This window comes from Allobosea sp. CRIB-10 (assembly GCF_900112185.1).
GTDB lineage: Bacteria > Pseudomonadota > Alphaproteobacteria > Rhizobiales > Beijerinckiaceae > Allobosea.
In genome coordinates this window covers 1-13,502 of record NZ_FOKP01000030.1, presented here as the reverse complement: position 1 = coordinate 13,502, position 13,502 = coordinate 1, and the positions used below count along the sequence as shown (strand labels likewise).

15 protein-coding genes are annotated in these 13,502 nt (G+C 62.5%); 4 read left to right on the top strand and 11 right to left on the bottom strand.

All coding sequences use genetic code 11. The annotated features are described in order from the left end of the window. Positions 1–33: 33 nt before the first annotated feature. Positions 34–642: a TetR/AcrR family transcriptional regulator gene (locus tag BMZ69_RS26695; protein WP_092162664.1), complete on the bottom strand. Its 609-nt coding sequence runs from the start codon at positions 640–642 to the stop codon at positions 34–36. Positions 643–719: 77 nt separating this feature from the next. Between BMZ69_RS26695 and BMZ69_RS26690 the strand changes: the two genes are divergently transcribed. Next, positions 720–1,325, top strand: coding sequence for an NAD(P)H-dependent oxidoreductase (locus BMZ69_RS26690; protein WP_092162663.1), 606 nt, complete (start codon positions 720–722; stop codon positions 1,323–1,325). 127 nt (positions 1,326–1,452) lie between these two features. On the opposite strand, the gene BMZ69_RS26685 is transcribed toward BMZ69_RS26690, so the two are convergent. Next, positions 1,453–2,334 carry a type 1 glutamine amidotransferase gene (locus BMZ69_RS26685; RefSeq protein WP_092162662.1) on the bottom strand — a complete coding sequence of 294 codons (882 nt, stop codon included), beginning with the start codon at positions 2,332–2,334 and terminating at the stop codon, positions 1,453–1,455. Between the two features lie 113 nt (positions 2,335–2,447). Between BMZ69_RS26685 and BMZ69_RS26680 the strand changes: the two genes are divergently transcribed. Continuing rightward, positions 2,448–3,353: a DMT family transporter gene (locus BMZ69_RS26680; protein WP_092162660.1), complete on the top strand. Its 906-nt coding sequence runs from the start codon at positions 2,448–2,450 to the stop codon at positions 3,351–3,353. Positions 3,354–3,374: 21 nt separating this feature from the next. Here BMZ69_RS26680 and BMZ69_RS26675 read toward each other — a convergent pair whose 3' ends face one another. The 9 genes from BMZ69_RS26675 to BMZ69_RS26635 form a co-directional block, all read right to left on the bottom strand. Continuing rightward, positions 3,375–3,641, bottom strand: a complete 267-nt coding sequence (locus tag BMZ69_RS26675) for a hypothetical protein (RefSeq protein WP_092162659.1) — start codon at positions 3,639–3,641, stop codon at positions 3,375–3,377. A 23-nt stretch (positions 3,642–3,664) separates the two neighbouring features. Continuing rightward, positions 3,665–3,931 (bottom strand): 30S ribosomal protein S21, encoded by a 267-nt coding sequence (gene rpsU / locus BMZ69_RS26670; protein WP_092162658.1) that lies wholly within the window; start codon positions 3,929–3,931, stop codon positions 3,665–3,667. A gap of 151 nt (positions 3,932–4,082) precedes the next feature. Further along, positions 4,083–4,292: a cold-shock protein gene (locus tag BMZ69_RS26665; protein ID WP_091836184.1), complete on the bottom strand. Its 210-nt coding sequence runs from the start codon at positions 4,290–4,292 to the stop codon at positions 4,083–4,085. 214 nt (positions 4,293–4,506) lie between these two features. After that, positions 4,507–5,517: a class A beta-lactamase gene (bla, locus tag BMZ69_RS26660; protein ID WP_092162657.1), complete on the bottom strand. Its 1,011-nt coding sequence runs from the start codon at positions 5,515–5,517 to the stop codon at positions 4,507–4,509. Between the two features lie 59 nt (positions 5,518–5,576). Next, entirely contained in the window at positions 5,577–5,771 is a 195-nt protein-coding gene (locus BMZ69_RS26655) for a type II toxin-antitoxin system HicA family toxin (RefSeq protein ID WP_092162656.1), read from the bottom strand. Beyond that, positions 5,771–5,983 (bottom strand): DUF1902 domain-containing protein, encoded by a 213-nt coding sequence (locus BMZ69_RS26650; protein WP_092162655.1) that lies wholly within the window; start codon positions 5,981–5,983, stop codon positions 5,771–5,773. Before BMZ69_RS26650 ends, BMZ69_RS26655 begins: the two co-directional genes overlap by 1 nt. Before the next feature lie 57 nt (positions 5,984–6,040). Beyond that, entirely contained in the window at positions 6,041–7,630 is a 1,590-nt protein-coding gene (gene serA, locus BMZ69_RS26645; protein WP_092162654.1) for a phosphoglycerate dehydrogenase, read from the bottom strand. Positions 7,631–7,851: 221 nt separating this feature from the next. Beyond that, positions 7,852–9,030, bottom strand: coding sequence for a phosphoserine transaminase (locus BMZ69_RS26640; RefSeq protein ID WP_092162653.1), 1,179 nt, complete (start codon positions 9,028–9,030; stop codon positions 7,852–7,854). Positions 9,031–9,154: 124 nt separating this feature from the next. Further along, complete coding sequence (locus tag BMZ69_RS26635) at positions 9,155–11,584, bottom strand: SIR2 family protein (RefSeq protein ID WP_092162651.1); 2,430 nt, start codon at positions 11,582–11,584, stop codon at positions 9,155–9,157. An 871-nt stretch (positions 11,585–12,455) separates the two neighbouring features. Between BMZ69_RS26635 and BMZ69_RS26630 the strand changes: the two genes are divergently transcribed. Both BMZ69_RS26630 and BMZ69_RS26625 read left to right on the top strand, forming a co-directional pair. Then, on the top strand, positions 12,456–12,800 hold the full coding sequence (locus BMZ69_RS26630) for a hypothetical protein (RefSeq protein WP_092162649.1): 345 nt from the start codon (positions 12,456–12,458) through the stop codon (positions 12,798–12,800). A 225-nt stretch (positions 12,801–13,025) separates the two neighbouring features. Next, on the top strand, positions 13,026–13,289 hold the full coding sequence (locus BMZ69_RS26625; RefSeq protein WP_092162647.1) for a hypothetical protein: 264 nt from the start codon (positions 13,026–13,028) through the stop codon (positions 13,287–13,289). Positions 13,290–13,502 lie beyond the last annotated feature (213 nt).

Below are 13,502 nucleotides of genomic sequence, written 5' to 3'. Positions count from 1 at the left end.
CGGCGGCGCGTGGGGAACCCCGCAGACGGCTCGCTAGCCCTTCGCGCTGCGCGCGACCATGGCGGTGATCGTCTCGAACAGCTCCCGCTTCGCCTCGTCGGCGCCGATCTCGTCCGTCGCGGCGGCATGCGACAACCCTTCGGCGGCGCCCAGCATGGCGCGCAAGCCGGCGGTCGGGATCGCCCGGCCGCCGGCGAAGGGGGCGAGCAGGGCCCGGCAGCGCTCGAGGAAGATCAGGTCGCAGTCGCGCTTGACCGCGGCGAGCTCGGGCGAGCCGGCCAGGGCCGCGACGACGCCTGGAATCTCGCGGCCCTGGGTCAGGACGCAGTCGACATAGGACGAGGCGATCGCCCCCGCCTTGCCTGCGAGGCTGGCTTCGCTGGCGTCGAGCGCCGCTTCCATGATCGCGTATTCCCTGGTGTCGAAGTCGCGATAGAGCGCGATCAGCAGGCCATTGCGGGTGGTGAAATGGCTGTAGACCACCGGCTTGGCGACGCCGGCCCGCTCGGCGAGGCGGCCGAGCGTCAGGGCATCGGTGCCTTCCTCGCCGACGATCCGCCAGGCGGTCTCGATCAGCTGGCGCTGGCGATCCTCGCGTGTCAGGCGCTGACGGCGCGGCCGGTCGATATCGAGGCTTGACATATCTTATGTACCAAAAGTAACTTACGAAAAGTATATAGCGATCCACGATGGACCGCAATCACCGCAGGAGACATCCCATGCACGCCCTCGTCGTCGTCGCCCATCCCGACCCCGCCTCCCTCAGCCATGCCGTGGCGCAGGCGCTGGCCGATGGCGTTTCCGGCGCCGGCCACAGCGTCGAGATCGCCGACCTCGCCGGGGAAGGCTTCGATCCGCGCTTTTCGCTGAACGATCTTTCCGTCCACCGCCGCGAGATCGCCCAGCCCGCCGACATCGCCTTCGAGCAGGCGCGGGTGGATCGGGCCGATGCGCTGGTGCTGGTCTATCCGATCTACTGGTGGTCGATGCCGGCGCTGATGAAGGGCTGGATCGACAGGGTCTTCTCGAATGGCTGGGCCTATGACGAGCTCGAGGACATGAAGACGGTCAAGAAGCTCGGGCATTTGCCGGTCCATCTCGTCGCGCTCGCCGGAGCGGACATGCGCACCTTCGCCCGCCACGGCTATTACGGCGCGATGAAGACGCAGATCGACCACGGCATCTTCGGCTATTGCGGCGCGCCGGTCGTGACCTCGGAGTTCCTGGTGCCGGTGCCGGAGATGTCGGAGCATCTCGACACGGCGCGCAAACTTGGCGGAAAGCTGTTCGGAGCGGCAGTGAGCGAGGTGGCTGACGCCGCATAGCCCGTCGCTCCAGACGATGTGGTATCCGTCATGGTCGGGCTTGTCCCGACCATCCACGTCTTAGCTTCGCTAGTCGAGCGTTGTGTTCAAGGCGTGGATGCTCGCCACAAGGGCGAGCATGACGGGATCAAGCCCGCCCGCGCACGCTCGCCTGCGGTTTCACCCGCATCTCCAGGAAGTTGCGCAGCTCGGTCACGCGCTTGACCGGATCGAGCACCTCGTCGTCCAGGCCATGCGCCCAGGCGAGGTCGCGGCGGGCGGGATCGGCGTCGAGCGCGTCGAGATCGGCGAGCCAGGCATTCGTGTCGGCCTCGTCCCGGCGGAAGCCGCGCTCGATCAGGATCTGGCTGTGCCGCCGCAGGATGGTGGCGACGAGGCGCAGCGAAAATTCCGGATGGTACTGCACGCCCCAGAAGCTGCCGCCGTCCTGGCGGAACTCGGCCGCCTGGATCGGGCTCATCGCGTTCGAAGCGAGGATGGTGGCATCGTCCGGCGGGGCGACGATGCTGTCGAAATGGATCGCCGGGGCGTCGAAGGCGGCGGGGCGGCCTGCGAGGAGCGGATGGTTCGCGCCGGCTTCGGTCAGGCTGATCCGGCGGGCGAAGCCGATCTCGAGGCCGTTCGGGTTGAGCGTGACCGTGCCGCCGGCTGCGACGGCGCCGATCTGGATGCCCCAGCACGAGCCGAAGCAGGGCGTGCCGCTCTTGTAGATGGCCCGCATCAAGTCGATCTGCCGGGTCACCGCCGGCTCGGGACTGTCGATGTGCAGGGAGGAGCCGGTCAGGGCGATGCCGTCATAGGAGGACAGGCCGGCGCCGTCGGGCAGATTGGCGCCTTCGTCCGCAGGCAGGCAGATGTCGGTCACCGAGGACGGCTCGATCCGGCGCAGTTCCGCCGCATAGGCCTCGGAAGGGGTCGCGCCCCAGTCGCGGACATACTCCTCGCGCTGCTCGCGCTTGTAGCCGTCGACGACGAGGACCCGGAGCGGCTTGGGGCTGAACACGTTCATGGCTTCCTCGGCACGTTTGCGTCCGGCGACGGGCTGTGTTGCGCGTCCTCTCATAGGACAAGCGCTGCGTGCAAGGCTATGCAAGCGCTCCGCAGACATGAGGACCATGCATCTTGCAGCCGGCGACCTCCCTCCCGCAGCGAGTCTGGGCAAACGCCTATCTGCTGCTGACGCTGACCACGCTGATGTGGGCCGGCAACGCCGTGGCCAGCCGGCTCGCCGTCGGCGAGATCGCGCCGATGACGCTGACCGCGCTGCGCTGGGTCTTCGTCTGCGCGGTGATGCCCTATCTGTTCCGCCAGGGCCTGCGCCAGCACTGGCCGGCGCTGAAGGCGAACTGGCTCAAAGTGACGCTGCTCGGCGCCTTCGGCTTCACCGCCTTCAACACGCTGATGTACGTCGCCGCCTATTCGACCACCGCGATCAACATCGGCATTCTGCAGGGCTCGATCCCGGTCTTCGTGCTGCTCGGCGCCTTCTTCGCCTTCCGCACGCCGATCGGCGGGTTGCAGGCGCTCGGCGTCGCCGTGACGATCGTCGGCGTGCTGGTCACGGCGAGCCGCGGCGACTGGCACGTCCTCTCGCAGCTCAGCTTCGTGCCGGGCGATCTCTGGATGATGATCGCCTGCATTTTCTATGCGGGGTACACGGTCGGCATCCGCACGCGCCCGGCGATGCCCGGGCTGATCTTCTTCACGGCGATGGCGATCGTCGCCTGCCTGGTCTCATTGCCGCTGCTTGGCGTCGAGATCGCCAGCGGCAAGGCCTTCTGGCCGACGCTGAAGGGCTGGCTGATCCTGATCTATGTGGTGATCGGCCCCTCGATCCTGTCGCAACTCTTTTTCATGCGGGCTATCGAGCTGATCGGCCCCGGCCGCGCCGGCGTCTTCGTCAATCTGGTGCCGGTGTTCGCGCCGGTGCTCGCCGTCGCAATCCTAGGCGAGCAGATCGCGCTCTATCATGGCCTCGCGCTCGCTCTGGTGCTGGGCGGCATCTGGATCGCCGAGCGGAAGATTTGAGGTTCCCGCCCAGGGAACCCGCTACTTGGCTGCCGCCACTTTAGCGCGACGAGCTTTGGGCACCTTGACCGGTGCGTTCTTCGCCGCTTGGGCGGCGGCTTCAGCATCCGCCGCCTCCTTGGCGAGCCGTAACGCGCGCAACCTCGCAGTCTTCTCGGCGACGGCACGCCTCTCGGCCTGCACCGCCTCCATGGCGTTCTCGGCATCCTGTCGTCGCTGCTCGGTCTTGGCGAAGTTCCGTTCCGCGCGCAGCTTGGCCTGCTCGGCGGTCAGTCCTTTTGTTGCCATGGCAGCGGCTCCTCTGATCAGGATCAGGACGCGACGGCTGCCGGACGCGGCGGCCGGGCCGGACGCGGCTTCGGCTTGGGCGCGGCGATCAGGCCCTCGCGCTGCGCCTGCTTGCGGGCGAGCTTGCGGGCACGGCGGATGGCGTCGGCCTTCTCGCGGACGCGCTTCTCCGAAGGCTTCTCATAAGCAGAACGCCGCTTCATCTCGCGAAACACGCCTTCGCGCTGCAATTTCTTCTTCAGGACGCGGATGGCTTGCTCGACATTGTTGTCGCGGACGAGAACCTGCATTCGGACTTCCTTCTGGTCTAACCAGCTCTTAGAAATAAAAAGGGCCGGGCTGATCCCGACCCTTCCTCAGCTATCCTGCCTGGAGCGGGCCTGGCGCCGGTACATCCGCGGTCGCCTGTCCCTGATCTCTCACGCTGGACAGCGTATCAGCTCACTCGGCGCGCAGATTGTCGGCCGACATCTTGCCAGAACGCTTGTCCTGGACGAGCTCGTACGAGATCTTCTGGCCGTCGCGCAGATCGCGCAGGCCGGCGCGCTCGACAGCGCTGATGTGGACGAACACGTCCTGGCCGCCATCATCCGGCTGGATGAAGCCGAAACCCTTGGTGCCGTTGAACCATTTCACGGTGCCGTTGGCCATGCCATGCCCCTTTGTCGCAAGTGATCGTTCACGCATGGCGACCGCCATGCGTGTTTCGATGAGGAGAATGTCGTCAGCAAAGCGCACAAAGGCGCGGGCCAATTCGTTCGGCCTAGATCGAGCTAACACAAATGGGGGCTTGTCCCCCATTTGTCAACGCAACTTTGCCGTGCGCTGCTGGCGGCTGCGGCAAAAGCCGCCGCGCTGGGGCAGTCTAGCGCAGGCTTTCGACCGCCAGCCGTGCCACCGCGGCATGGGCTGCTTCGCGCTCCTTTTCGCCGACCTGCGCGCCGGCGAGATAGACGGCGATGGCGAAGCGGCGGCCGTCCGGCAAGGTGACGATGCCGATGTCGTTGGTGGCGTGGTTGAGCCCGTCCGCGCTCGGACCGAGGCCCGTCTTGTGGGCGAAGCGCGCACCGGCCGGCAGCCCGGCCTTGATCCGGTTCGGGCCGGTCTTCGCCTCCAGCATGATCTTGTCGAGCAGCGCGGCATTTGCGGGGTCGCGCAGCCAGGTGCCCTTGGCGAGGCCTTCGAGGAAGGCGATTGAGGATTCGGGCGAGGCGGCGTCGCGCTTGTCGGTCAGCGTCGCCGCGAGGCGCTTCTTGCGCTCGGCAGCCGGGATCGCCTTGATCGCGGCGTAGAACTTGGCGGTGTCGATCGCCTCGTTCCAGCCATAGCCCGGCAGGCCGAGAATCTCCGGCTGGAAGACGCGCTCATAGCGATCGACCGAGATGCCGGTGACGCCGCCATCCCTCAGGATCGCGGTCAGCGCCTGTGGGCCGCCGATCAGGCGTAACAGAAGATCGGCGGCGGTGTTGTCGCTCTCGCCGGTCGAGCGGGCCAGAAGCTCGCGCAGCGGATAGTCGTTGCGCTCGCCCTTGAAGGCCTTGGCGAGCGGGCTGTGATAGAGCGAGAGATCGTTGCGGGTGACGGTGATCGGCTGGTCGAGCTTGAGCTTGCCGGCCTCGATCGCCTGCAGCACGCCGATCGCGAGCGGCAGCTTGAAGACGCTCTGCAGCGGGAAGGGCTCGGCCCCGCGGTAGGACCAGCTCTTGCGATCCTTGAGGTCGGTCAGGCCGACGCCGAGGCGGCCTTTCGTGCTCTGTTCGATGGTCTTGATGCCGGCATCGAGCTTGGCCTTGTCCCAGTCGGCGAAGGCAGGGGAGGCGGCGAGGAAGGCAAAAGCGGTGGAGCAGAGGTAAGCGAAGGCGCGGCGGGTCGGCATGGACAATCCCCTGTGGCGGGCCGCCACAGGGGAGAAAGATTGCGGCGCCGTTTGGGCGTTCAGAAGGCTTTCGGCAGACCCGCCTGTTTCAGGATCTCATTGGCTGTGTGGCGCGACTTCGTGCCGGCATCGAGCGAGACCTGCTTCTTGGTCTCAGGATGGCGCCAGATCTCGTGATCGCCCTTGGCTTGGCGATAGTATTCGTAGCCCGCCTTCCGCAGGATGCGCTTCAGCCGTGGGCCGATCTCGACCATCAGGCTGCCTGGACGACGTCCGAGACCTTGATGTCGAGGTCGAGCCGGAGCTCTTCCTCGGTTTCCAGGAAATCCGGCACGAGCAGCTTCAGCCGCTCGCGCAGGGCTTCGATCGTCTCCGCCTCGGTGACGATGCCGGCGTCGCTGGTCGAGCTGGCGTACCAGACGCCGGCATCGTCATCGCGGCGGACGTCGAAGGTGACGATGCGCATGCAAAAGTCTCCGTTCCGGAGAGATATAGCATGCGCACCATCGTTTCGCAGCGCCCGTCAGAACTTCAGCCGGCGCGCCCGCTTGACCATCGGGATCTCGTGGATCTTGGCGAGCAGCTCGTCCGAGACCGGCTCGTCGACGGCGACATAGCAGATCGCGTCGCCGCCCGGCTTGTCGCGGCCGAGATTGAAGGTCGCGACATTGACGCCGGCCGCTCCGAGCAAGGAACCGAACTGGCCGATGAAGCCCGGCTTGTCGGCGTTGCGGACATAGAGCATGTGCGGCGCGAACTCGGCGTCGACCTGGATGTCGCGGATCTCGATGATGCGCGGCTTGCCGTCATGGAAGACCGTGCCCGAGGCATGGCGCGGCATGTCCTCGGCCTCGACGACGATGCGGATGACGCTTTCGAGATTGCCGGCGACCTCGCGGGTCAGTTCCTCGACAACGATGCCCTTCTCCTTCGCCACAAAAGCCGAGTTGACCATGTTGATCTCGGGCAGGAACGGGCGCAGCACGCCGGTGATCGCCGCGGCCGAGATCGCCTTCAGGTTCAGGCTCGCGACCGCGCCCTCGTATTCAATGCGGATGCCCTTGACCGGTGCTTCCGTGAGCTGGCCGAGGAAGGAGCCGAGCTTCTCGGCGAGATCGACGAAGGGCTTGATCCGGGGGGCCTCTTCCGCCGAGATCGACGGGAAGTTCACCGCATTGGTGATCGCGCCCTTGAGCAAATAGTCGCTCATCTGCTCGGCGACCTGCAGGGCGACATTCTCCTGCGCCTCATTGGTCGAGGCGCCGAGATGCGGGGTGCAGACGACATTGTCCAAACCGAACAGCGGGTTCTGCTCGGCCGGCTCCTGCGAGAACACGTCGAAGGCCGCGCCGGCGACATGGCCGGACTTGATCAGCTCCGCCAGGGCGGCCTCGTCGACCAGCCCGCCGCGGGCGCAGTTGACGATGCGCACGCCCTTCTTGGTCTTGGCGAGGTTCTCGGCCGAGAGGATGTTCCTGGTCTTTTCGGTCATCGGCACGTGCAGGGTGATGAAGTCGGCGCGCTTCAGGAGATCGTCGAGTTCGACCTTCTCGACGCCCAGCTGCAGCGCCCGCTCAGGCGAGAGATAGGGGTCGAAGGCGATGACGCGCATGCGCAGGCCGATGGCGCGCTCGGCGACGATCGAGCCGATATTGCCGCAGCCGATCAGGCCGAGCGTCTTGGCCGTGATCTCGACGCCCATGAAGCGGTTCTTCTCCCACTTCCCGGCCTGGGTCGAGGCATCGGCCGAGGGGATCTGGCGGGCGAGCGCGAACATCATCGCGATGGCGTGCTCGGCGGTGGTGATCGAATTGCCGAAGGGCGTGTTCATCACGATCACGCCGCGGGCGGTCGCGGCCGGGATCTCGACATTGTCGACGCCGATGCCGGCGCGGCCGATCACCTTGAGGTTCGTCGCGGCTTCGAGCAGCTTGGCGGTGGCCTTGGTCGCCGAGCGGATGGCGAGGCCGTCATAATCGCCGATGATCGCGGCGAGCTTGTCCTTGTCCTTGCCGAGATTGGGATCGAAGGTCACGTCGATGCCGCGATCCTTGAAGATCTGGACTGCGGCGGGGGAAAGGGCGTCGGAGATCAGGACGCGAGGTTTTGTCATGAGGATGGCTCCGGCTGCGCCGCGCTGCACGAGGAGCGTTCGGCGCTGAGAAGGGGGAGGGCGCCCCCGCCTGTCATTCCGGGGCGGCGAAGCCGAGCCCGGAACCCATGACGGGGTACGATGCTGCGGTTCTGGATCAAGCGGTGGAGAGGGCTCGCCCGGTCGTGGGTTCCGGGTTCGCGGGCGAAAGCCCGCGCCCCGGAATGACAGGGCAAAGCGCCTCAGGCCGCCTTCTTGCCCAGGCCCGCCTTCGCCTCGTTGAAGGCGTACGCGATCCACGGCATCAGCGCCTTGAGATCGCGGCTCTGCACGGTCGCGCCGCACCAGATGCGCAGGCCGGGAGGGGCGTCGCGGTAATGGCCGAGATCGTAGCCGGCGCCGGCCTTCTCGATGATCGAGACGACCTGCTTGGCAAACGCCGCCTGCGCATCGGCCGGCAGCGCCGTCACCGCGGGGTCGGTGAACTTGAGGCAGACCGAGGTGTTCGAGCGCGTCTTCGGCTTGACCGCGAGGAAGTCGATCCAGTCGTTCTCGCGCACGAACTTGGCGATGACGCGGGCATTGCCGTCGGCGCGCTTCACCAGCCCGTCGAGCCCGCCGACTTTCTTCGCCCAGGCCAGCGCATCGAGATAATCCTCGACCGCGAGCATGGACGGCGTGTTGATCGTCTCGCCGGCGAAGATGCCCTCGGAGAGCTTGCCGCCCGAGGTCATGCGGAAGATCTTCGGCAGCGGCCAGGCCGGCTTGTAGGTCAGGAGCCGCTCGACCGCGCGGGGCGAGAGCACGATCATGCCATGCGCAGCCTCGCCGCCGAGCACCTTCTGCCAGGAGAAGGTGACGACATCGAGCTTGGGCCAGTCGAGACGCTGGGCGAAGGCGGCCGAGGTGGCGTCGCAGATCGTCAGCCCCTCGCGGTCATCGGCGATCCAGCTGGCATCGGCGACGCGCACGCCCGAGGTGGTGCCGTTCCAGGTGAAGACGACGTCGCGGTTCTTCGTGTCGACCTTCTTCAGGTTCGGCAGTTCGCCATAGGGGGCGGTGAAGGTGCGCACATCCGCCAGCTTGAGCTGCTTGGCGACGTCGGTGACCCAGCCCTCGCCAAAACTCTCCCAGGCGACCATGTCGACGCCGCGGGCGCCTAAGAGCGACCACATCGCCATCTCGACGGCGCCGGTGTCGGAGGCCGGCACGATGCCGATGCGATAATCGGCCGGAACCTGCAGCACCTCGCGGGTCAGGTCGATCGCGAGTTTCAGCTTGTCCTTGCCGATCTTGGCGCGGTGCGAGCGGCCGAGCGCCGCGTCACTGAGGGCTTTGAGGCTCCAGCCGGGGCGCTTGGCGCAGGGGCCGGACGAGAAATGCGGCACGCGCGGGCGCGCTGCCGGAATCGTATTCGCCATCGATGTCTCCATCCTTGCAGATGGGCGCGCCGCGTTGGGGCGGCGTGTCCCGTCGATGGGCGTAGGATGGGAGGGGGAGGGGAGTCAATCAGAAAGATAAACTGCACGAAACGGCTGATTGACTTCAGACCACCTCGAAATCAGGACCTTCCACAGGAGCGCCCTGCATCCTCTTCTCAAGTCGAGCGATTAGTCTGCTGATATCGGGCTCTCCTAACTCGACCTCTGCGCGCTTCAGTGCCTTCAATGCGTCATCGAAGAAACTAGGGTCTTTCGTAAACTTGTAATAAAGTATTCCGCACTCTGCGTATTCATGTAAAATACCTTTATTATTTCTGAATTTGGACAATCCAGATACAGCTAATGATCGAGCTGATTCCAGTATTTTTATACGATCTTCTGTCATTATTCCAGGAGATTCAGAAGCTCTTGAATTTAGAAGGGCTACTTTGTACCTAAATGTTGGTCCGTCTATGCCGAAATCTTTCTCAAATATTCTGATCTCAATCTCTGCTTTCTCATACGATCCCTGCTCAATAAGATTTCTTACCAATCTATGCCTCGGCACTCGTTCGGCTGGGGCTGACGACATAAGTTGGCGGAGTAGTTTATTCTGGGTATTCTTATCAGAGATTCGAGGTATCCCAGAAGTTGCATTGCACAATTCACGAATGGTTCGAATTTCGATTTCGTAAGTTGGATTAATATTTTCAATAACATTCTCGAAAAGATTTATCATCTGGTCTTCGTCAGAGAATTTGTACTTTGTCACAATAGCCGCTATCGCTGCATGGCGCGTATCCCACGCGTATATGCCTTCTTTACGATTTAACTCAGTTTCATGAATAATATCTGTCAAGTTGTCAAGTAGAGCTGAAATTGTTCTAAGTGGAATTCCAAGAATTCTTACCAAGAGCTGCCTATGAACTCTAATGCCAGCATTTTCCATTGCGGCAACATATCTATACACATCGCGAAGATTTTGATCGAGATCCGCGTACTCTCGTAGAATAATGTCATCGAAGCTTTCGCTTGCAAATATATTTTTCAGGCAGACAAACATGTCTGATTCGCATCGGTCTATTAGACGGCGGCGGCGTTGCTGCCGTGAGAACCCGCTAAAATTTTGCTCAATTAGGTCTCGGACAGATCGATTTGCGTCAATAAGGTTAAGTAAGGCTTCAATTTCAGTTTGATTTAAGCGAGCAATCAAAAATTCCTGCCCCGCTTTATATAAAGCAGGAGATTTCATTCGCGGGTTCCACTGATGTCTCGTTGATACAACAATTAGCTTTAGGTTGAATATTCCGGACGAATTAAGCTGGTCGGCTAGTGAGTTTAGCTCGAACAAATGCGCATGCGCATCATCAATCATGAGAATGCCAAATTGCGATTTGTCTTTTAAGTTTTTTGCTGCGGAAAACCAATCTTGGCTAGGTAGGGTGAAGTCTGATTTGTGTTCCCAGCAGTATACGCCCTCGCTGCGGATTTGTTGTAGGGCTTGCCTACAAGCGGTTGATTTTCCAACTCCGCTAGCGCCCAGCACTATTGCTGCCAACGAATCTTCTCTCTTGAGGAAGGTGACAATTTCGTCGGCTGATGTCCGCGCAAATGTGTGCCCCGCAAGGATGTCGGCGTGCGAAGCCGGCCAGCCCGCGAACATCGCCTTTACATCGGATTGGCGGCTTTCCGAAGAGTGGGCTACGTCAGTGGTAACAGCGCTCAGGCGCGGGTATCGATCGATTGGCGTGTCGCCGGGCAATTTGCTTGGTGCATTGCCCGCTGCTTTTTGAGCGAGACCTGCGAAGAATTCATCAATTCCACCGAAGCAAATCTTTATACCTCTCCGTTCAATTAGGGCTGCTCGATCATTGTCTTGCTGGAAAAGAAATAAAATAACATCGCCATTTATCTCGGATTGTGATTTTATTTCGATAACTTTTTCTATTAAGTCTTTGATATGCCTGTCTCCTAAGGAATGGCCTATTATAATCAATTTCGCGTCCATGAGGTCTCCGCGCAGGCGCGCGTACATCATCTTTCGATAGTCAGCAAGGTGATCATAGTCATTATCTGTGATGACTATCCTTGCATTGTGTCCATCAACGATGTCTTTCTCAATGGTTCCGTGTATCTTGAAAAGTCGTGTGATGTGCGGCGGCGCGGGATTGCTAAAATCGTAATCCGATGCGCAAACCGAAATCTCCTTCCCTTTGCGTCTGTAGCTTTGTTCAATTATGTTATCGTAATTTGTCGTATATATCGCTTTCCAATTATACAATGGAATATTCAATAATCCACCAGTCGGCTTGATTCTAGTGAAAAGATCTCTGAGTAATTTTATTAATTCATGGCGAGAATTCTTCATCTCTGCGAGGCTGGCGATTTCACTGAGCTGATAGCCGTTCTGGGTAATTTTAAAGGTGTTAGATATGTCGGCAACTAATTGGCCAGCGCTTGGAGCTCCTGAGGGTATTGAAGACCCTGCTCCGAAGAAGAGAACGGTGCGCTCGGGGTCCAGAGTGTCGACCAAATTCTGCAAGGAGATTGGCATTTCGGACCATCGCGTGAATCGAATCGGACAAGGCATTTAAGTCGGTCACAAAGGGGCACTTTCCGCAATCTCTGATTGCAGGGTGCTGGGTTTCTTATTCACAGGAGTTTGAGGTCCTTAGGTAAGGCGATTGGTTGTAGGTGGTGTAAGCCCGATATTCACTAGCAATTGGGTATGCGTTGACCGTTCCCCTCGCCTTTTCTCGCGGTCGCCGCGCCTAACGGGCATTGACCGCAAACTTATCCCCGGCCTCCGAACCTCCCGTATAATCGCCCGCATCCCATCCCCGAGGGGCGGCCAACCGGAGGCATGTCGTTTGGCGGGGTGGGTGCGGCGCCTGCGGGCGAGGGTTGCGCCTCGCTCCCGGGAGGCTTCGGGAACCGACCTGGGGACACTACGATCCCTGCGCGAGGAGCTCGCTAGACCGTGCCGGCTGCACAAGCCGGCGTGACAGAAGCGCGGCCCGGAGCTTTCAAATCGCCGCTGGCGGAGCGCCACGGGGCGTGCGGATGTAATCCATCCGCGCCGCTTCCTGGCTCAATGGAAGCGGATCACCAAACGCGCCTCGCGGCGCTCCGCTGCCCCTCGATTGTGAGAACGCCCGCAGGATGAGCCTGCGGGCGGGGAAAAGCTTGGGCGCGGGAAGCGCGGCGGAAAACCCCTCCCCCTTGTGGGGAGGGGCAGGGGTGGGGTCGCAAAGCCGGAGCGATTGGCAGGACCAGACAGCGCCGTCGCTGCTGCCAAACCCCATTTTCTGCTGGCGATCACCAGGCGGCACCACCCCCATCCCCAACCCTTCCCCACAAGGGGGAAGGGAGTTCGCGTCGCGTCTTTCACCCTCACCCGAGCCCACTGGAAAGGAGGACACCCCATGCCCCGCAATCCCGACCATCGCGGCGCGACGAAGGAAGAGTTCGAGCGCTTCCAGCGCGAGCGGCCGATCATGCTGCGCAAGATTGCGACCTTGATGCAGTGCTGGCGCTTCTGCGGCCGCAAGGATTGCCGGCGGGCCAAGGCCAGTGTCGGGCCGGATGGCGGGCAATGCTCGGGCAAGTTCATGCAAGGCCTTTCCGACGAGATGCGCGCGATCTTCCGTGAGGCGATCCGCCTGCGCCTCGAAGGCGTCGAAGGCAGGGAGGCCTGGTACGAGGCCGAGCGGCGCATCGCCAGGCACAAGACGCAGCTCGAGGCGATTCCGCTGCGGGGCGGGAGGTAGGCGAGGGAAGCGCGGGGAACCCCTCTCCTGGAAGGAGAGGGGCAGGGGTGAGGTGTTCGGAGTGGAATCGCTAGCTGCAACGTAGCCGCGGTCAGCGCTCACGGAACTGGTCCGATCTCCCACACCTCACCCTGCCCTCTCCTTCCAGGAGAGGGTTCCCCGCGCCTTTTCCGGGCGGCTTGCGCTAAACTCCCCGCCAACAGCGACTCACCGAAAGCCCGCGTCATGGCCAAAAAGACCCCCGAACAGCTCACCAAGGAATTCGAGGGCCGCAAGGCCAAGGGACTGGCCAAGGGCGGCGCGGCCTATTGGCCGAACGTGCTGTCGAACGCGGTGCTGAAGCTCGTCGCCAGCGGCGGCGAACTCAGCGTCGCGGCGCTGGCCGAGCGCGTCGCGCAGGAGGGGCAGGTGACGGACCCGGCGGTGAAGGCCGGCGCCGAGGAAGCGCTGGCGCGGCTGAAGCAGGCGGCGGCAAGGGCGGCGGAGTAGGGGCTCTTCCTTCTCCCCTCGGGGGAGAAGGTGGCAGCGCGTAGCGCTGACGGATGAGGGAAGGATGGCTCACCCGGTCGAGCCGCCCTCATCCCCCTGCCGGGACCTTCTCCCCTCGGGATTCCTCTGCGAAACGCGGCTGAGGCCGATTGTTTGGGGTGCTGGTTTGGTGGGCGGTCTTCAGCGGCTGGCTTGGAGGGCTCGCAGTCGGCC